General features: G+C 33.3%; 16 protein-coding genes. 5 read left to right on the top strand and 11 right to left on the bottom strand.

Translation table 11 applies throughout. The annotated features are described in order from the left end of the window. The first annotated feature begins 138 nt into the window (after positions 1 to 138). Complete coding sequence (locus Z053_RS0109410) at positions 139 to 549, top strand: hypothetical protein (RefSeq protein WP_025664774.1); 411 nt, start codon at positions 139 to 141, stop codon at positions 547 to 549. Between the two features lie 68 nt (positions 550 to 617). On the opposite strand, the gene Z053_RS0109405 is transcribed toward Z053_RS0109410, so the two are convergent. Beyond that, positions 618 to 1,322, bottom strand: a complete 705-nt coding sequence (locus Z053_RS0109405; protein WP_025664773.1) for a DUF4386 domain-containing protein — start codon at positions 1,320 to 1,322, stop codon at positions 618 to 620. A 296-nt stretch (positions 1,323 to 1,618) separates the two neighbouring features. Here Z053_RS0109405 and Z053_RS0109400 point away from each other — a divergent pair, with 296 nt between their 5' ends. Beyond that, entirely contained in the window at positions 1,619 to 2,386 is a 768-nt protein-coding gene (locus Z053_RS0109400; protein WP_025664772.1) for a hypothetical protein, read from the top strand. 52 nt (positions 2,387 to 2,438) lie between these two features. On the opposite strand, the gene Z053_RS0109395 is transcribed toward Z053_RS0109400, so the two are convergent. From Z053_RS0109395 to Z053_RS0109360, 8 genes are all read right to left on the bottom strand, one after another. After that, positions 2,439 to 3,074: a GyrI-like domain-containing protein gene (locus Z053_RS0109395; RefSeq protein WP_035095620.1), complete on the bottom strand. Its 636-nt coding sequence runs from the start codon at positions 3,072 to 3,074 to the stop codon at positions 2,439 to 2,441. 107 nt (positions 3,075 to 3,181) lie between these two features. Continuing rightward, a complete protein-coding gene (locus tag Z053_RS0109390; RefSeq protein ID WP_025664770.1) occupies positions 3,182 to 3,736 on the bottom strand; it encodes a GrpB family protein in 555 nt (184 codons plus the stop codon). Positions 3,737 to 3,788: 52 nt separating this feature from the next. After that, positions 3,789 to 5,126 (bottom strand): M16 family metallopeptidase, encoded by a 1,338-nt coding sequence (locus Z053_RS0109385; RefSeq protein WP_025664769.1) that lies wholly within the window; start codon positions 5,124 to 5,126, stop codon positions 3,789 to 3,791. A 63-nt stretch (positions 5,127 to 5,189) separates the two neighbouring features. Continuing rightward, positions 5,190 to 5,795, bottom strand: a complete 606-nt coding sequence (locus Z053_RS0109380; RefSeq protein ID WP_025664768.1) for an FMN-dependent NADH-azoreductase — start codon at positions 5,793 to 5,795, stop codon at positions 5,190 to 5,192. A gap of 30 nt (positions 5,796 to 5,825) precedes the next feature. Then, positions 5,826 to 6,167, bottom strand: a complete 342-nt coding sequence (locus Z053_RS0109375) for a VOC family protein (RefSeq protein WP_025664767.1) — start codon at positions 6,165 to 6,167, stop codon at positions 5,826 to 5,828. Positions 6,168 to 6,415: 248 nt separating this feature from the next. Then, positions 6,416 to 7,720 carry a hypothetical protein gene (locus tag Z053_RS0109370; RefSeq protein ID WP_152538284.1) on the bottom strand — a complete coding sequence of 435 codons (1,305 nt, stop codon included), beginning with the start codon at positions 7,718 to 7,720 and terminating at the stop codon, positions 6,416 to 6,418. Between the two features lie 148 nt (positions 7,721 to 7,868). Continuing rightward, positions 7,869 to 8,729 carry a response regulator transcription factor gene (locus tag Z053_RS0109365; RefSeq protein WP_025664765.1) on the bottom strand — a complete coding sequence of 287 codons (861 nt, stop codon included), beginning with the start codon at positions 8,727 to 8,729 and terminating at the stop codon, positions 7,869 to 7,871. 172 nt (positions 8,730 to 8,901) lie between these two features. Further along, positions 8,902 to 10,539, bottom strand: a complete 1,638-nt coding sequence (locus Z053_RS0109360; RefSeq protein WP_025664764.1) for an ABC-F family ATP-binding cassette domain-containing protein — start codon at positions 10,537 to 10,539, stop codon at positions 8,902 to 8,904. 132 nt (positions 10,540 to 10,671) lie between these two features. Between Z053_RS0109360 and Z053_RS0109355 the strand changes: the two genes are divergently transcribed. Further along, positions 10,672 to 11,247, top strand: a complete 576-nt coding sequence (locus tag Z053_RS0109355; RefSeq protein WP_025664763.1) for a YdeI/OmpD-associated family protein — start codon at positions 10,672 to 10,674, stop codon at positions 11,245 to 11,247. 7 nt (positions 11,248 to 11,254) lie between these two features. On the opposite strand, the gene Z053_RS0109350 is transcribed toward Z053_RS0109355, so the two are convergent. Next, on the bottom strand, positions 11,255 to 11,983 hold the full coding sequence (locus tag Z053_RS0109350) for a LytR/AlgR family response regulator transcription factor (protein ID WP_025664762.1): 729 nt from the start codon (positions 11,981 to 11,983) through the stop codon (positions 11,255 to 11,257). A 32-nt stretch (positions 11,984 to 12,015) separates the two neighbouring features. Next, positions 12,016 to 13,086, bottom strand: coding sequence for a sensor histidine kinase (locus Z053_RS0109345; protein WP_025664761.1), 1,071 nt, complete (start codon positions 13,084 to 13,086; stop codon positions 12,016 to 12,018). A 188-nt stretch (positions 13,087 to 13,274) separates the two neighbouring features. Between Z053_RS0109345 and Z053_RS0109335 the strand changes: the two genes are divergently transcribed. Together Z053_RS0109335 and Z053_RS0109330 are read left to right on the top strand one after the other, a co-directional pair. Next, entirely contained in the window at positions 13,275 to 15,692 is a 2,418-nt protein-coding gene (locus Z053_RS0109335; protein WP_025664760.1) for a TonB-dependent receptor domain-containing protein, read from the top strand. Positions 15,693 to 15,782: 90 nt separating this feature from the next. Beyond that, positions 15,783 to 19,091 carry an amidohydrolase family protein gene (locus tag Z053_RS0109330; RefSeq protein ID WP_025664759.1) on the top strand — a complete coding sequence of 1,103 codons (3,309 nt, stop codon included), beginning with the start codon at positions 15,783 to 15,785 and terminating at the stop codon, positions 19,089 to 19,091. Positions 19,092 to 19,133 lie beyond the last annotated feature (42 nt).

Here is a 19,133-nt window from a genome sequence, read left to right as displayed (position 1 = left end):
ACGGATGTAATAGTATGATAATATCGGTTATTAACAATTGTCAAATAGATTTTATTCTATATAGTATTTCTTTGTATACTTGTATAAACAGGTTATACTGTATACAAAGCTATTTAAGCTAAATACGACAAGAAAACTATGGTTTTTCGACAGATTATCAATAAAATGGTAGTGCATCCTAAACGACTTTTTCTAATCGATGGTTTAGGAGCACTACTTTCTGCTTTTTTATTAGGAGTTGTTTTAGTGAAACTCGAAAACATTTTCGGGATTCCTGCAAAAGCACTTTACATTCTTGCTTTTTTTCCTTGCTTTTTTGCGCTCTATGATTTGTATTGCTACCTAAGAGTTAAGAAAAACCAGAGGTATTTTTTAACTGCTATTGCTTTGATGAATCTTATATATTGCTTTATTTCAATAGGTGTAACGTTTCAACATTACCAGAAAATAACTGTTTTTGGTTGGGGATATATTATAGTAGAAATCATTATTTTAATTATACTAATAAATATTGAATTAAAAACAGCATCTAAGCTAACTTCTAAGTAGATTTTCTACTACATACTCAATCAGTTTGAATAATTTTTGGTAACGATGTCTTTTAATACCTTTGGTAATTAAGCAACACTTTGGGTTTCTACTTTCCTATTTCGCAATCCCATAATCAATAACCATAAACATAGTGACATCTCACCCAGGTCTGCTGGTATAGTTATGTTTTCTAATAATACCGACTCGCTATTCGGGAAAAGAAAATATCGAATAACATCGATCTGATCACCAATACACCCAAGTATCAACAACACACCAATAATCTTTGGAGCAAGACCAGATTTAAAAATCATATACCCAAGTGGAAACAAATACAACCCATAAAATATCTGTGAAATAACGTAACCATTGGTATGTAGTTTTAGAAAGAACGTAACCAAACCGTTTATCTGATTAGTAGTAAACCCTTCCATATAATTAGCCCCACTAGTTAGTAACAATGGTGCTATCATTGCAAGCATTGTTACACATAATATCGCCACAGAGATCATGACCGACGATACCATAAGTCTGGACAACTCTTTATTAACATGCTTAAACACTCTATCCAAAACTAATGGATAGAAGAAAAATGCAAGAATCATCACCAAATCACTAACAATTCCTAGTCGATATAACCACCCGTTATTAGCAATATTAGCTGCAGTCGTAGCTGGATCATCGGTCACAAAAATCTTTTGGCGAACAAAAAATTCTGCAAACATGCCAGCGGCTATGATGGTAAGAAATAGTAATCCTGCAATTCTTCCTGTTTTTTGATTTGAATTCATTACGATACGTTTTTTGATGTATTAGTGTCGACGACTCATTACAGGTTTTGTTACAATAGCATCTCGAGATATACTGTGATATAGTATTTTAACAAACTCAGACCAAACTTATCAAGGTACTTTTTTTATGCTACGCTTCAAAAAAGTACTTGATATAACAATTATACTTATGATAAAAGAGATATAAGTTTAAGATATTTTTATAGCTGTTACACATATCGCTTTGCTATAATCTTTATTATTTTTGATCAGCTATAAGAAACCATACCTGCATTCACTACAAAATACAAATGATCATGATCCAAAAAATAATATTGACCGTTTTAGTAACTCTTTTTAGTTATACTGCATTTGCTATCCCTACCAAAGTCATGGTAAGAGCAAAAGCAAAAGATGCAAAATTTATCGGTAACTCTATCGGGGGTGCTTATATCATTATACGTAATCAGCTCACAGGCGAGATTCTCTCTCAAGGTAAAACCAGCGGTGGTACAGGAAATACAACCCTGATCATGAAAACACCGCAAAAAAGAAATGTAAAGATTACAGACGATAAGACCTCTGGATTTCTAGCAGAATTAGATATATCAGAACCTGTTTTTGTAACCATAGAGGTATTTGCTCCTGTAAATAAAAAACAAGCAACAGTAAACGCATCAACAGCGTTATGGATAATTCCTGGAAAAGATATTTTGGGAGATGGAATTGTAATCGAGATTCCTGGTTTTGTGGTTGACATTTTGACTCCAAGAACACATCAGTTTATCTCTTTAAAAGCTCTCGACAAAAAAAGTATTGCTGTACAATCTAATATTGTAATGATGTGTGGTTGTACTATTAGTGATGGTGGTCTTTGGGATGCCAATCAAATAGAAGTAAAAGGAATCCTAAAAAAAGACGGTGCCAAAATTGATGAAATAGATCTTATCGTCAATTCACCTAATCTGTTTGAAGGCACAATCAATATAGACACTACAGGAAGTTATGAGCTCATTGTATATGCCTATCATCCAGTTACCGGAAACACGGGGGTTGATAAAGTAAATTATATTATAACTCCATAATGTATCCTCAAGCTTTTTAATTTAGAGAATAATGTTTTGTGTTATATATAAATTATTTTGAAACTACTTTAAATCGTAAAACTGTTTTTAGTTTTTCGGCAGGTACTTTTCTAAAATCGGATAGGTAAATTTCTCTATGCACTTTAGACGGTCTATAAAGATGTTCTTTTTCAGCAAATTCTTCCATCACTTTAAAACTTTTGGGTTCGTCGTCATAACTTCCCAAATGCATCATTTGGATACATTTGCCTTCTGTTATTTTCTCAAATCTTACTTTTTCTAATAACACATGAGGTTTCTTTTTCTTGGTTTGATCAATCATGTATTTTGCTAATTCATCATCAACAAAACCGGGTTGCCTGATCATTAATTTAAAAACCAGGTCATCTTTATCAATAGTACCTTTGTATGTATTCTTTGCTTCTTCATTAATATCCCAAACCCCTTCTAGTGGATAAACAGTATAATCAAAATACCCTTTGGGTATAGTTTCTTGTTTTTTTAATCCCATTTTTATCGCGTATGAAACCGCATACAGAACACCAATATATTCTGAAAAGAATTCATTATTAGGGTTACCTTCTCCCTCGATAGTAAGAAAATTGTATTCGGGAATCTCAATGATTTCGGGAGAGTTTTTGGGTATATACACTCCTTTTTCCTTTTTTCTCCATTCGTGCTTCATCATGTACTCTCTTTTAGTATACCATTTACAAATTAAACTAATCGTATAAAACAAAAATAAAACGCAATGATGACAACCCTATGTCAACAGTATTCATGTATGATCGTATTTTATGTATTCTCTTCTCTAGCTTTTTCAAGAACAGATTCAATAAATTCCTTTGCCATAGTCTCCTTCAGTTTGGCATATACTTTTTTATCTTGGTTTGCTTTTTTGGCTATTTCGAGTTTAATTTTTTGGTATGCTTCTCTTTCGTTTGTATTCTTTATCAAATAATCTCTAAACAGTATATGTCTATGCAATTCTCTACTATGAACCGGACAAACATAAAGGTGATGTGTGATAAAATCTAATACAGAATGCTTCGTATCTGTTTTTTTCCGTTTAAAAGCTTCTCTTTCTTTTATTCCCTGATCCCCATTGTGATAATACCCCAGTTTTTCTAATTCTCTTTGTATTGTTTTAAAAGACATATTTTTACCGTAGACAATATCGATATCAATAATAGGTTTTGCTGCTAAGTCTTTAACCGCAGTACTGCCAACATGTTCGATTGTAATTTCTGTATCCCAAAGCACCTCTTTAATCACTTCTTTAATACTATTAAAATCATGAGCCCAACCGGGTTGATAGTTTTGTATCAGCATTTCTCTTGTATTGTTCATACTACACCGCTAAAATACTGAAACAAGATGCTATCGAATTCATAAAAAACACTTATTCTTTTTTGTCTGAAACAAATAATACTCTAAACGGTTTTCGCTTCAGCCATTTTTCTGCTCCTTTTTTCACATCCTCCCTGTTTAGTTGTAATTGCTCTTCGAGTCTCTTAACATAAAATCCCGGGTCTTCAGTAAACAAAAAACTTTCTCCCAATAGTTCTGTCCTACTCCATTGAAAACCTAGTCGTTGTTGCATTTCTTTTATGTCGTTAATTTCACTTTGTTTGGCATTTATTAGTTCTGCTTTTGTAACTCCAGTTTCTATAAATTTATTTACTTTATCCAAAACGAGGTGTTCTATTTGTGTACTATCTTTTACAGCAGTAAAAGTAGTACGTATAGCAAATTGCCCTGCAAACTCATACATATCTGTAGACACCGTATTTTTTATAAATGATTTTGGAAAACGACTTTTGTCATTAAGACGAGTATCGAGTATAGTTGCAATAAGTTTTAAAGTACCATCATCACGAGATCCCCATTTGGGTACTGCCCAAGAAAACACCATTGTTTGTATAGTATCCTTAGGGTGAGGAGCTTTCATCGTTATATTTTCTTCTACATGTTTTGCCTGCTTTATTATTTTGTGATCTCTTACTTTTGATGGAAGGTTTTTGAAATATACGCCTATTTGTTTTTTAACATCTTCTATATCAAAATTACCCACCAGAAAAAGCACTGTGTTATCTGCATATACAATTTCGTTATAGCGTTCTTTAAACTCTTTTAGTTTAAAATTCTTGTTATTTTCGATTACCCCATACCCACTACTGCCATAAGGGTGGTTTTTACCAAAGGTACCTGTATAAATCGCCATTCCTCCTGGTGCGCTCCATTGTGGATTTCTGGCATTTCTACTAATTTCAGACAGTACTCTTTTTCTTTGAAATTCTACTCGCTTTTCTGTAATACGATCAGTCCCTGCTTTTAATCGTCCGGCTACCATTGCTAAAGCAAGGCGAACTCCTTTTGGTTTTACTTTTACATAAAATCGAGTATAATCCTTTTTAACCTGTGCATTACTCCCTGTTCGATAGGTTTTCAATTTGGCACGTTTAAGACTATCCATGATACCAAATGGCATAACGTGTTCAAAAAAATGAGCAAAACCATACTGATTAGGTTTATCCATACTAATTCCCTTGCGAAGCCAAAACTCTACAGAAACATCTTCTACATTCGGATCGGGTTGTAATATAACATCAAGTCCGTTTTTTAAGGTATACTGTTCGTAGTTTAATAACAGTGAATCAGTCTGACCATAAGAACTTAAGGAAACTACAATATGAAAAAGCAATGCGCAAAAAAATACTTTAGATCGTTTATTTGACATAATTGAAAGTTTTATGTATAGATTAAAAACTTTCAATTATGTTACACCAAGCCTAATAATGGTTTAGTACCACTGCTCTACTACTTTCTCAATTTCAGCTTTTGCATTTGAAATAATAGTATCTACTTTTTCTTGGTACTGAGTTACTCCAAAAGCAGAAATTTGTTGAGAAGGAATTCCTATAAATTCAAAATTTCTTTTAATAGTTGGAGAAAAGTATTCATCAATTGTTTCTTCAGAATAATCTCCCCCAGCTACTGCTAATACTAATGCTTTTTTCCCTTCACAAAGCCCTTTATAATTACCATCTTCTGTAACTGCAAATGTTTTATTAATAACTACTATAGTATCAATCCAGGCTTTTACTGTAGCTGGCAACGAGAAATTATACATAGGAGAAGCTAATACAATGTTATCTGCATCTAATACCTGTTGGATTAATTGAAAATGATTTGAAAGTCTTTCTTTTTCTTCAGTTGTATATTCTGGTTGTCCTCCGTACAATATTAAATTTAGATTATCACCAAGCAATAAATCTGGCGGAGAAGCCACTAAATCTAAAAATGTAATTTCTGTTTTGCTATCGGCTAGTTTAATAAATTCATCAACCAATTGCTTCGTATAAGACCCTTTTCTTGGTGCGTAGCTTACCACTAATGTTTTTTTCATTATATGTTTTTTATTTTATATCTATTCTTTTTACTTATCTGTCCAAACTGCCAGTTTATTTCCGCTGGGATCTATAAACTCAAATCGACTCCCACCAGGAAAGGAAAATACTTCCTTGGATATTTTTCCACCATTTTTTCGCACATTTTCTAATACATGTGATAAGTCATCATGATATAAAACAACTAGAGTACCTCCTGTACTAATTTTTTCTACTTTGGCAAATCCTCCATCAATTCCCGCTTGATGAAAATCACAGTATTGATCTCCATAATCTGTAAAGGTCCAACCAAAAGTATTACCATAGAATTTTTTGATTTCATTTAAATCTATTGCTTGTAATTCTATAAAGTTTATTTTATTATTTTTCATTTCTACTTTTATTTATTTCGAAGTAAAAATAAAGTGGAGGAATGACAACCCTATGTCAGTATACTTTCTGATTTGAAAATTTTCTCAGTACATGACAAAAAATAACTATTCTTGATCCAATTAAGTATATCGTTAATTTATTATCAAAACCTCACAGGTTTTTAAAACCTGTGGGGTCTAATAAAACGTATAATTTTAAATATTTGTTGGTTTGTTTTTTATCGTGTACTAAAGAAAGTTTTATTAGGTTACTTAAAAATGTTCTTTTTAGATCTCAAAAATCGTTCGGGGTAAAAAACAAGTTGTATTAAATTGTATTCTAATTGATTAAAATTAAATTTTTTCCCATCTACTTCGAAAGAAGAGAGAGGATACCAACGTAAATTTGTTCTTAAAATTAAATACTCTTCGGATTTCCCGGGAACGATATCCCATCCAATAGTGATACCAGGTTCAATTTTATTAAATGTTAGTTTTTTGCTTCCCTCATCTGTAATTTCTGAATATTTGATATGATCATAGGCTACATTTAAACCGATAAAAGGTGCAAAACCAGTATAATCGGTTAAGAATTTAGCTGTTTCTAATGCGATAGAAGTTTTCTTAATGGTTTGCCTGGTTCCATATGCTTGTTGTTCAAATTTTGGATTTCTAAACGATACTGCTGTAAACATATTAGCAGTATTAAACTGATATCCCAAAGCAATATCAAAATAGCCGCCAGATGCTTGTTTTTTATTTAGGTATGGGTATTCACTATTGTTGTATTCAGATTCTGCTAGAGAAAAAGAAACAGAGGGTCCGACAGCAGCAAAAAAATCACCAAAACTTGAAGCATTATAGCCCAGGCTTGAAACTTCTGGATAACTGTTCCATCTTTTATTAATAGTAGGATCTCCATTATCTTTGGTAAGATCCATCGCATAGAGTAGCCCTAGTTGTAAACTAAAATTTGGAGTCTTAATCTTTTGAAATTCAGTTTTGGATATGGGGTAATTCCATACGTTATCAGGATAATAGTTGACTCCTAATCTAGCTGTAAAATTTTTGTATCCATATAATACTCCGGCATCGGCAGTCCATGCAAAGTTTTTTTCAAGTTTAGGCTGATCTTCATCTGGCTTTACAATTTGTTTAAAATCTAACGCAGACCAACCAATACCAACATAAGGTCTGAGTTTATTTTCTCGATATGCCCAAGGCAAAAACCGGGCACCTGTAATGGTATAATGTGTAAATTCTACATCTGTTTCTTCATTCGATTTAAGATTAAACTGTTTTAAAGGAAAGGATACGTAGAATTCTGCATGTCCCCAAAAATGAAAGCCACCCCAATATAAGGTTGTATTTAGAGTTTCTGGATGTTTAAAACTAATAAGTTCATTTCCCGAGAGCCGTTTCCCTGTAAATGATGGGAGCAAGTTTCCGCCCAATTCAAAATAGGTTTTGGCAAAATCTAATCTTTTTTTATCTGTAGTAGGTAGTATATCTCCTTGCGCCGACACATTAAATGAATAGAACAGGACGAAAGTCATTAGAAAAATTTGTCTCATGTTTTGGTATTATGTTTATGAAAATAATACCGCAAAAATGGATAACAAACTATATTGCGACAATAGGGAATTTGTACTAAATAGTAGGTTATTCTAAATATCATACAAAAGTATGATACCCGTATTAGAGACAAAAAAACAAGAGTAATCAGTTAGATAACAACGAAATAAGTTCTATTCTGTTATTTATTTTACATTTTCTGTAAATATTAGAAACATGTGTTTTTACAGTAGGAATTGATATAAATAGCTGTTCTGATATATGCTTATATGTATTTCCTTTAATAAGAAGTAAAGCAATTTCCTTTTCTCTATTGGTCAAGGAGTAATTAATTAGGTTTTGCTCTTTCACCGTGTTTTTAGGTTTAAAAAGAGACAGGCGTTCTATATCACTCCATAATTTGCTTCCTGCAAGTACAATAAAAATCAGTGGAAGTGTAAATCCTATTTTTGTGTTTATGCCATTTAGGTCTACAGCATAATTGGTTAACAAAGAAAGTGGAATCATAATTAGGACGGCAATAGCAATATACCGTTCTATTTTTTCACGATGTGCTATGTTTACTTTTGGTTTGGTCGTTCTTATCAGAATCATAGATAAAACAACAGAAATCCCTAAAAATAGTGCTACTACATACTGTAAAACATTTAATATTTTAGTAAAATGACCCGCAATAACAAGTATGGTTAACACTCCAGAAAAGGCTATTAGTACTTTTCTGAAAATAGGTTTTATGGTGTGACGTCTCTCTTCTAGAATATGCAAAGGAGTAGTAAGTGCAACCAATATCATCGCCAATAAAATAAAAATATTAGTATTATCGGAATGGTTAAAAGGTCTAAAAAAATAGGTCACTGTTAATGCAACGATTAATAAAAGTAGTGAAATCGTAAAATATATAGTTTCAAGCGTTTCAATGTTTTTTTTATAGCAAATAACCTCCAAAAATAATGCAATGATAATTAGGGAATATGCCAAAATCAATAATATGATTTCTAATACTTCCATTCGCTATATATTTTATACATCGATACTTTTATCATTCAAAAAAAACTAACCTTCTTTGATTACATTCAGATTATTGGTCTACAAATCTAACGGATTTTTTGATAGATCGTATATTATTTATAGCGCCTTGGTGAGTGATGTATTGGTTTTTAAAGCAATAACAGTCGTACCGTTATGATTTAAGATCAATTTCTTTTAGGTTTTCAATCTTGTTTCTAGAAAGAAAATCGTCTATAGTTTCAAAATGCTCAATTACTCTTTTATTTTTAAATTCAAATACCTTTTGTGATAGCCCTTGTAAAAAGTCACGATCATGAGAAACCAAAATTAAGGTACCATCAAAATTTAATAAAGCTTCCTTTAGTACATCTTTTGATTTTAAATCTAGGTGATTTGTAGGTTCATCTAGAATTAAAAGGTTAACAGGCTCTAAAAGTAACTTAACCATCGCCAGTCGTGTTCGTTCTCCTCCCGAAAGAACACTTACTTTTTTATCGATATCATCGCCTCCGAACATAAATTGTCCCAAAATATTTTTGATCTGTGTTCGTACTTCTCCTTCTGCTACCTCATCAACTGTCTGAAACACGGTAAGGTTCTGATCTAATAATGCCGCTTGATTTTGAGCAAAATATCCTACTTTAACATTATGTCCCAGGTCACAAGCCCCTTCGTACTCAATCTCTCCCATAATTGCTTTGATCATTGTAGATTTACCTTCACCGTTACGTCCTACAAATGATACTTTTTCTCCTCTCGAAATCGATAAATTTGCGTTTTTAAATACTACATGGTCATCATAACTTTTTGATAAATCTTTTGCTATTACAGGATAATCTCCTGATCGAACTGATGCAGGAAATCTAAGTTTTAAAGATGAAGTATCGATCTCATCAATCTCTATAATCTCTAACTTCTCTAACATGCGTTCTCGTGAGTTTACCTGATTGGTTTTTGAGTAGGTTCCTTTAAACCGTTCGATAAATGTTTTGGTATCTGCAATAAATTTCTGTTGTTCCTGGTATGCTTTTATTTGATTCGCTCTTCTTTCCTCTCGTAGCTGAAGATAATGCGAATAATTTGCTTTATAGTCATAGATTCTTCCCATTGTCACCTCTATAGTTCTATTGGTGATCGTATCGATAAAGGTTTTATCATGAGAGATCACAATAACTGCCTTGGCTTTATTGATCAAAAAGTCCTCTAGCCAAATCACAGATTCTATATCTACATGATTGGTAGGTTCATCTAAAAGGATAAGGTCTGGTTTCTGTAGTAATATTTTAGCAAGCTCTATACGCATTCTCCACCCGCCACTAAACTCACTAGTAGGTCGTGTAAAATCTTCTCTCTTAAACCCAAGTCCTTTTAGTGCTTTCTCTACTTCGGCTTCATAATTAACCTCTTCTACAGCATAAAATTTCTCTCCCAGATCGGTTACTTTTTCGATAATTGACATATACTCACTAGATTCATAATCGGTACGAGTTTCGAGTTCTTTGTTTAACCGATCCATTTCTTCCTGCATCCCCAAAATATCGCTAAACGCCTTTAATGCCTCTTCAAACACAGTACAATCATCATCTGTTAATAGATGTTGCGGTAAATATGCAATCACTGCTTCCTTAGGACATCTAATATGCCCTTTGTTTGCTTTCTGCACTCCGGCAATAATTTTCATCATAGTGGATTTACCCGCACCATTTTTACCCATTAGGGCAATTTTATCATTTTCATTAATAACAAAAGAAACATTACTAAATAATGTTTCACCACTAAACTCTACAGCAATTCCGTCTACAGAAATCATATCTTTCTAATTTAAGAATGCAAAACTAAAAAAAAGCAGGGCATCAAAAAGGAATCTGATTATATTTTGAATATATATTGTATTCCAAAAAATTATTACCTTGAAAACGTAATTTTATCAAGGTCATTTTTTATGTCTGACAAACCCGAATTATATTTTAAAAATGATCAGGAATGGCGTTCCTGGCTTCATGAAAATCACCATCAATCTCAGGGAGTTTATCTTATACTTTATAAAGTAGAAAGCAAACAACCAAGTATGCGATGGGAAGAAGCTGTAAAAGTAGCACTATGTTATGGTTGGATAGATTCTACGGTAAAAAGACTAGATGATCAACGTCGCAAGCAATATTTCTGTCCTCGTAAACCCAAAAGTGTTTGGAGCAAAGTCAATAAAACCTACATCATAGATCTTATCAAAAATGATTTGATGCATCAAAGTGGTTTGATAAGTATCGAAGTAGCCAAAAAGAACGGTTCATGGGTTGCTCTAGATGATGTAGAAAATGGTGTCATTCCCAAAGACTTACAACATGCCTTTGATCAAAACCCTTTGGCTTTTGAAAACTACCAAAACTTTGCACAAAGCTACCGTAAAAGTTACCTCTATTGGATTAATCAAGCCAAACGACAAGAAACCCGTGATAAACGTATTGTAGAGATTATTAAATTCTGTGAAGCGAATATAAAATCCAGAGGGAATTGGTAATATATAGTTAAAACATTAGTCGTTTTATATTATCCATATAACCTCGGCTTACTCTTACCACATCCTCGTTTTGCATAATTACATCATAACTCTTTGTATACTTATTCAACTCTTTTACCTTGTTGAGGTTTATAATAGAAGAGCGATGCACTCTAATTAGAATTGTATTATTAAATTTTTCTTCCAGAACCGAAATACCAAAATTACTAAGATACACTCCTGTATCTGTTATTAATTTAGAATAGTCCCCATAAGCTTCTACTCTAATAATATCTTTTACGGCTATTGTAATTAGTTTTCCCTGTGACTGCACGAGTATTCGTTCTGGATATTTAGGTTGATCCATCAATAGACTTTCTGCCAGAGGCCTTACTTTGTTTTCACCCATATACGAATTTAAACGTTCGATAGCTACTTTAAATCTTTTTTTGGTATATGGTTTAAGTAAATAATCAATTGCATGTACTTCAAAAGCTTGTAATGCATATTTATCATATGCTGTCGAAAAAATGATTTGTGGTATTTCCTCGATATGCGTTAATACATCAAACCCACTCATTCCTGGCATTTGTACATCCATAAATACAAGATCTGGTTTAAATTCATTTATCATTTTAACCGCGTCTACTCCGTTATTAGCTTCTCCTAGCAGAATAAGTTCTGGAAAATCAATTAAGTATTCCTTAATCAGCTTTCTTGCAGCCGCTTCATCATCTATAATGAGTACTTTTTTCACACGTTTAATTTTTTTAATGCTGGTTTCATCTATTATATAACAAAATTAACTTTTAATCCTTGTGGTGTATTATCACTTAGTTTAAGAGTAGAATTGTACATCTTCTCTATTCGCATCTTGGTATTGGTTAATCCTATACCTTTACCATATACTTGTTCTTTGTCCTTTATTCCAACACCTGTATCCGCAATTTCAAAAAATAGTTTATCATCATTCTTAGAAATTGTAATTGATACTTTTCCTCCATCTATCAGGGAAGCAAGTCCGTGTTTTACAGAGTTTTCAACCAGTGGCTGTAATAACATAGGAGGTATCATTTCTTCCATCACCTTCTCATCTACATCAATTTCTATCTGTAAACGTTCTTCGAAACGTTCTTTTTCTAGTGCCAGGTACTTTTTCACAAAATCTAACTCTTCTTTTAAAAGAACTTTTTCGACTTGAGAAGCTTGTAATTGGTATCTAAACAAGTCTGACAATTCTGCGATTAAGTGTCTTGTCTTTTCATTTTCTGGAGGCACTGAAGCACTAATGGTATTAAATACGTTATATAAAAAATGTGGATTTAGCTGGGCTTTTAATGCCGACAACTCACTTTTTAACGCTACAGCCCTTAATTCTCCTTCAATTTTTATCTTTTTCTGATTGTCAACATGATATTGATAAGAATGAAAGATTCCAAATTGTAAAATATAAAATAAAGCAGGAAGGTATATATCCCAAATTTGTGCAGGTCCTTTTAAATAGAAAAAACCAAATATAGTACTAAAAAAACTATACAATTGTTGCCATATGATAACAAATAAAGGGAGCAATATTAGATGTAGCAGTAACTTCTTTTTTATTGACCACGTCCTTAATTTTCTAAAAAGAAGCCACCAAATAGGAAGAGTGATAATGAATTTTAAGGTATAACCTAATCCGCTATCATCCATAAAACTTATTGGATCAAACAGTATGTTATCCTCTTGCTGATATCCGCCACGATTTATCCACAATGCAATATGATAGGCAGATGCAAAAAATAAATAGATAGAGCTAAAAACAATAAGTTCGATAATCCGAATGTCAAAAATTCTTCTTTGTAGAAAAGGCTTTTTCATAATTGTATTCTAATAAGTACAAAGCTAAAACTAAAACACTTCTTCGGCATATATATTTCGACGAATTGTCCTATATCAAGATAAGTTGTCCTTTCCTGTTTAACGAAGTAATAGTCAACTCGTCGGTTTACAGATGTTCCATATTGTTTCATTTTTCAAATTTGTCGAAACAAAAAAACAAAACAATTATGTGTGGAAAAAACAACAAATGGATCGTATGTATCATCCTTGTATTTATGTCTTTAAATGTAATAAAAGCCCAGAATACGATAAAGGGTATTGTTCTGGATCAACAATCAATGCCAATTGATGCTGCTACAATTTCTCTTATCAGAGTTTCTAACAAAGAATTCATAAAAGGAGTGATCACCAACACAAAAGGTGAGTTTAATATCGAAAATGTCAAAAACGGAACATATCAAGGTATTATCTCCAGCCTTGGGTTCGATGACTATACGTCTGCTCCTATTATAGTTAATGGAGAGGATATAGATCTAAACCAGATTACACTTAATGTAAAAACAGAAAACCTGGATGAAATAACTATAGTTGCAGAAAAGCCAGTTGTACAGGTAATGGCAGATAAGACTGTTTTTAACGTACAAAATACCCTTAGCGCGGCAGGAACATCTGGTTATGAACTTTTACGAAAAGCTCCCGGAGTTATCGTTGATAATAATGATAATCTTATTGTAGAGGGTAAAACCGGAGTATTGATATATATAGATGACAAACCTTCTGTACTTAGAGGAGAAGATCTCATTAATTACTTAAAAACTATTCAATCTAGTGATATCGAAGCCATTGAGATTATTACACAACCATCTTCAAAATATGACGCCGAAGGTAATGCCGGGATTATCAATATTAAGCTAAAAAGGGATAAAAGCTTAGGTACGAATGGTTCTGCAAATGCCGGAATCACTTATGGAGATTATGCAAGATATACTACTTCTGTTTCCTTTAATACCAGAAATAAAAAATCTAACCTATTTGGGACGTATAGTAATCGTTTTGGAAAGAGTTTTAGCTTTATAGACTTATACAGAACACAAAACAATACTATTCTTGATGCCAAATCAGAAACGGTTAATGAAAACAATAGTAATAACCTAAAATTGGGATATGATTACTTCATGAATAGTAAATCTACTTTAGGTGTTATTCTTACCGGAAACTTTAATAATTCTATTTCAAATACAGATTCCAGAACGCTTATTATTCCTCCAGGAAATAGTACTCCAGAAGAAGTTTTAGTTGCCGGAAGTGATACCGACACCAAAACCAGTAATCTATACGCTAATCTAAATTATCGCTATAAAGATACTCTAGGATATAGCATGAATATAGATCTGGATTATGGGCAGTATAATAATGACAGGGCAAACCTGCAACCCAATCGGTATTATAACGGAGACGAAACCGAACTACAAAGTGAAACCGTTAATTTCTTTAATACACCTATAGATATTACCATTTTTACAGCAAAAGTAGATTACGAACAAGACTTTCTTAAAGGAAAATTAGGATTGGGTGTTAAATATTCTAATATAAATACTGAGAATGAATTTGATTTCTTCGATAGAATAAATGGGCAAGATATTCTTAATCTGGATCAAAGCAATGATTTTGCGTATGATGAGCAGGTTCATGCCGGATATTTTAACTATAACCGTAAATTCAAAAAACTAAACATACAATTTGGTCTTCGAGTAGAACAAACCAAATCTGATGGACAATTATTTAGTAGTCAAAATACAGTTGACGACAGAGTAAAAAGGGATTATGTTGATTTTTTTCCTAGCGGAGGTATCACTTATCAAATGAATCAAAAGAATTCTTTTGCATTGACCTATAGTCGAAGAATACAACGACCTAACTACCAAAATTTAAATCCTTTTGAATATAAAATTAATGAATTATCTTTTAGAAAAGGAAACCCGTTTTTACAACCGCAATACACCGATAACATAAAACTTGCACATACTTATAACTATAGACTAACTACCGCTTTAAGTTACAGTATAATAGGTGATTATTTTGCACAAGTAACCGAATCCCAGGGTGAAAATCAAAACTTCATTATTACCAGAAATGTAGCAGATCAAAAAGTTATTAATCTAAGTATATCCTACCCTACCAAAATTAACGACTGGTGGAATGTATATTACAGTCTTAATGCATACAGAACCATTTTTGAAGCTAATAATCAAGACTTTGTTTCAGTATCTCAAAACACATTAAGTTTATATGGTCAAAATACGTTTTCATTACCCAAAGGTTACAAAATGGAAATCTCGGGATGGTTTAACTCACCATCTATCTGGGGAGGAACATATCAAATCAAAAGTTTAGGTTCATTAAACCTTGCTTTTCAAAAACGTTTCTTCTCTAATAAATTAAATGCTCGTTTAGCTTTTAATGATATCTTATATACTTCTCCATGGAAAGGAGATACTCGATTTGGAGACTTATCCATACAAGGTAATGGAGGTTGGGATAGCCGACAGGTTAATTTTAATTTAACCTATACTTTTGGAAGTAAAGAAGTAAAAAAATCAAGAAAACGTAAAACAGGGATTGAAGATGAAAAAAATAGAATCTAAGATTCTATTTTTTTTCAAAATCGCATTAACATCACTTTAAGATATTTTGTATGATAAATCCTTATTTTCGGATCATATAAATTACTCATCATGCACAAACATATTGTTACCTCTCTGATTATCGGGGTATTTTTAATCTTCAATACTCAAGCTCAAAAGGACAAAAAAAACAAAAAAGAAGAAGAGAAATGGGATGTTTCTAATCCCAAAGGAGAATTTAATTATAAAGATCATACATTTACCACAGATCAGGGTACCTGGATGAATCTGGATGTTAGCCCTGATGGGAATACTATTGTTTTTGACCTTTTGGGAGATATTTATAGTATCCCTGTTTCTGGCGGAAAAGCTAAAGTATTACGTACAGGAATCCCTTTTGAGGTACAACCTCGTTTTAGTCCAGATGGTAAAAAAATCTCTTTTACCAGTGATGCCGGTGGAGGTGATAATATTTGGGTGATGAATAGTGATGGCAGTCAGCCTAAACAAATTACCAAAGAAAAGTTTAGATTATTAAACAATGCTGTCTGGATGCCCGATGGTAATTATTTGGTAGCAAGAAAACACTTTACCTCTCAGCGTTCTCTGGGTGCAGGTGAAATGTGGCAGTATCATATCACGGGGGGTTCTGGGTTACAATTAACCAAGAGAAAAAATGACCAACAGGATGTTAATGAACCTCATATTTCTCCTGATGGTAAATATATGTACTATGCAGAGGATATGTATCCTGGTGGATTTTTTCAGTACAATAAAGATCCAAACAAGCAGATTTATGCTATTAAGAGATATGAATTCGAAACCGGAAAAACGATTACTGTTACTGGGGGACCAGGAGGCGCTGCACGACCACAAGTATCTAGGGATGGCAAAAAACTCGCTTTCGTAAAAAGAGTTCGTACCAAAACGGTATTGTATATTCATAATCTAGAAACCGGTGAAGAATGGCCAATCTATGATAAATTAAACAAAGATCAACAGGAGGCGTGGGCGATTTTTGGGATATATCCTAATTTTAGTTGGATGCCTAACAACAAAGAAATCATATTCTGGGCTGGTGGAAAAATCAATAAAATCAATGTAGAGAATCAGCAAGTGACTAATATCCCGTTTACGGTAGATGCTACTATCAAAATTGCCGAAACTTTGCATTTTAACACTCCGGTTTCTCCCGAAAAGTTTACCTCCAAAGTAATTCGTAACGCAGTTACTTCTCCAGATGGTAACACTATAGTATTTAGTGCTCTTGGGCATTTATGGAGTAAAAGTCTACCCAAAGGGAAACCGCAACGTCTTACTACCCAATCTTCTGATTTTGAGTTTGAGCCTAGCTTCTCTAGAGATGGTCAACATATTGTGTATGTCACCTGGAATGATGAAAATCTGGGAGCAATACATAAAATTCCTGCTTCGGGAGGTACTTCTACCAAGCTAACCACAAAAAAAGGAATTTATAGAACTCCGGTATTTAATGCTACAAATAACTTGATCGCTTTCAGAAAAGAAGATGGAAATAGTGATCAGGGTTTAAGTTTTACTAAAAATACTGGTATTTATACTATGTCATCCTCTGGTAGTAATGCTAAACTAATAACAGAAGAAGGCGAATATCCTATGTTTTCTAAAGACGGAAAACGTATCTTTTATCAAACCGGAGGTACATACTTTGGAAACCTTACTAAGGAGTTAAAATCTGTTGATCTTAATGGAAAAGATAAAAAGACACATATAAAATCTAAATATGCCAACCGATTAGTACCTAGTCCTGATAATAAATGGATTGCTTTTACCAATCTGCATAAAGCATTTATTGCTCCACTCGTCCTTAATGGTAAAGAAATAGACCTGGATAATAACTCTAAGGCTGTACCAGTATCTCAAGTCTCTAAAGATGCAGGGGTTAATCTTCATTGGTCCAGAGATAGTAAAAAAATAATATGGACCCTTGGGGATGAGTACTTCTCTAATGAGGTTAAAGACCACTTTACATTTTTGCCTAACTCTCCAGAAAAAGTAGGAGAAGTAACCGCAACAGGGATCAAAATCGGTTTAGAGGTAAAAACAGATGTACCACAAGGTAGAATTGCATTTACCAATGCCAGAATAATCACGATGGAAGGTGATAAGGTAATCGAAGATGGAACTATCATTATTAAAGATAACCGTATTGAAAAAATCGGAACTACTTCTGAAGTGCCCGTACCAGGCGACGCAAAGGTATATGATGTAAAAGGTAAAACAATTATGCCAGGTATAGTAGATGCACATGCACACGTAGGAGGGTTTAGATATGGTCTAACAACTCAAAAACATTGGCAATTATATGCCAATCTAGCTTTTGGGGTAACCACATCTCATGACCCCTCTGCCAATACAGAGTCGATTTTTACTATGTCTGAGATGATTAAAAGTGGAGAAATGGTGGGACCACGCCTCTACTCTACAGGAATTATCCTATACGGAGCAGATGGAGACTTTAAAGCAGTGATCAATAAACTGGAAGATGCACGATCTTCTATAAGAAGAACTAAAGCGTTTGGCGCTAAATCTGTGAAGAGTTATAACCAACCACGTAGAGATCAGCGTCAACAAGTGATACAGGCAGCAAGAGAACTTCAAATCAATGTAGTACCCGAAGGAGGATCAACTTTTTATCATAATATGAGTATGATTATGGATGGACATACAGGAGTTGAACATAATATTCCTGTTGCTCCGGTTTATAAAGATGTAAATGAACTATGGAAAACTAGTAATACAGGGTATACGCCTACATTAATTGTAAATTATGGCGGGATGAATGGGGAGTACTATTTCTACCAGAAAGATAAGGTTTGGGAAAATGAAAAACTACTTAAATATACTCCCAGAGCTATTATAGATGCTCGCGCAAGACATAGAACTATGGTTCCTGATGAAGAATATGAAAATGGACATATCCTGGTTTCGAAAACATGTAAAGCATTAACCGACGCCGGAGTTAAAGTAAACCTGGGAGCGCATGGACAATTACAAGGCCTGGGAGCGCATTGGGAGTTATGGTTACTTCAGCAAGGAGGAATGACTAATATCGAAGCACTAAGAGCTGCAACTCTAAATGGCGCAGAATATATTGGTGCAGGAAATGATATTGGTTCATTAAAAGAAGGAAAACTAGCCGACCTTATCGTTCTTGATAAAAATCCGTTAGAAAATATCAGAAATACAGAAACTGTAAAATATACTATGGTAAACGGACGCTTATATGATACCGATACCATGAATGAGATTGGTAATACAACCAAAACACGAACTAAATTCTGGTGGGAGAATGCTAATTATAGTCAAGCTTTCCCATGGCATAAAGAAGCACAAAGCTTTATGAAACCAGGATGTGGATGTCACATAGGACATAATTAGATCTATGGCCCTTGCAAGGGCTAAAAAGATCAACAATCAAAT

Origin of the sequence: Aquimarina megaterium XH134 (genome assembly GCF_000520975.1) — a bacterium.
Classification (GTDB): Bacteria; Bacteroidota; Bacteroidia; order Flavobacteriales; family Flavobacteriaceae; genus Aquimarina; species Aquimarina megaterium.
This window is presented reverse-complemented; position numbering and strand designations above follow the sequence as displayed.

Bases quoted from the DNA above. Each gene is read 5' to 3' on its own strand.
- Z053_RS0109330 (WP_025664759.1), top strand. From the start codon at position 15,783: ATGCACAAACATATTGTTACCTCTCTGATTATCGGGGTATTTTTAATC.
- Z053_RS0109400 (WP_025664772.1), top strand. From the start codon at position 1,619: ATGATCCAAAAAATAATATTGACCGTTTTAGTAACTCTTTTTAGTTAT.
- Z053_RS0109365 (WP_025664765.1), bottom strand. From the start codon at position 8,729: ATGGAAGTATTAGAAATCATATTATTGATTTTGGCATATTCCCTAATT.
- Z053_RS0109405 (WP_025664773.1), bottom strand. From the start codon at position 1,322: ATGAATTCAAATCAAAAAACAGGAAGAATTGCAGGATTACTATTTCTT.
- Z053_RS0109410 (WP_025664774.1), top strand. From the start codon at position 139: ATGGTTTTTCGACAGATTATCAATAAAATGGTAGTGCATCCTAAACGA.
- Z053_RS0109395 (WP_035095620.1), bottom strand. From the start codon at position 3,074: ATGATGAAGCACGAATGGAGAAAAAAGGAAAAAGGAGTGTATATACCC.
- Z053_RS0109370 (WP_152538284.1), bottom strand. From the start codon at position 7,720: ATGAGACAAATTTTTCTAATGACTTTCGTCCTGTTCTATTCATTTAAT.
- Z053_RS0109385 (WP_025664769.1), bottom strand. From the start codon at position 5,126: ATGTCAAATAAACGATCTAAAGTATTTTTTTGCGCATTGCTTTTTCAT.
- Z053_RS0109345 (WP_025664761.1), bottom strand. From the start codon at position 13,086: ATGAAAAAGCCTTTTCTACAAAGAAGAATTTTTGACATTCGGATTATC.
- Z053_RS0109360 (WP_025664764.1), bottom strand. From the start codon at position 10,539: ATGATTTCTGTAGACGGAATTGCTGTAGAGTTTAGTGGTGAAACATTA.
- Z053_RS0109390 (WP_025664770.1), bottom strand. From the start codon at position 3,736: ATGAACAATACAAGAGAAATGCTGATACAAAACTATCAACCCGGTTGG.
- Z053_RS0109380 (WP_025664768.1), bottom strand. From the start codon at position 5,795: ATGAAAAAAACATTAGTGGTAAGCTACGCACCAAGAAAAGGGTCTTAT.
- Z053_RS0109355 (WP_025664763.1), top strand. From the start codon at position 10,672: ATGTCTGACAAACCCGAATTATATTTTAAAAATGATCAGGAATGGCGT.
- Z053_RS0109335 (WP_025664760.1), top strand. From the start codon at position 13,275: ATGTGTGGAAAAAACAACAAATGGATCGTATGTATCATCCTTGTATTT.
- Z053_RS0109375 (WP_025664767.1), bottom strand. From the start codon at position 6,167: ATGAAAAATAATAAAATAAACTTTATAGAATTACAAGCAATAGATTTA.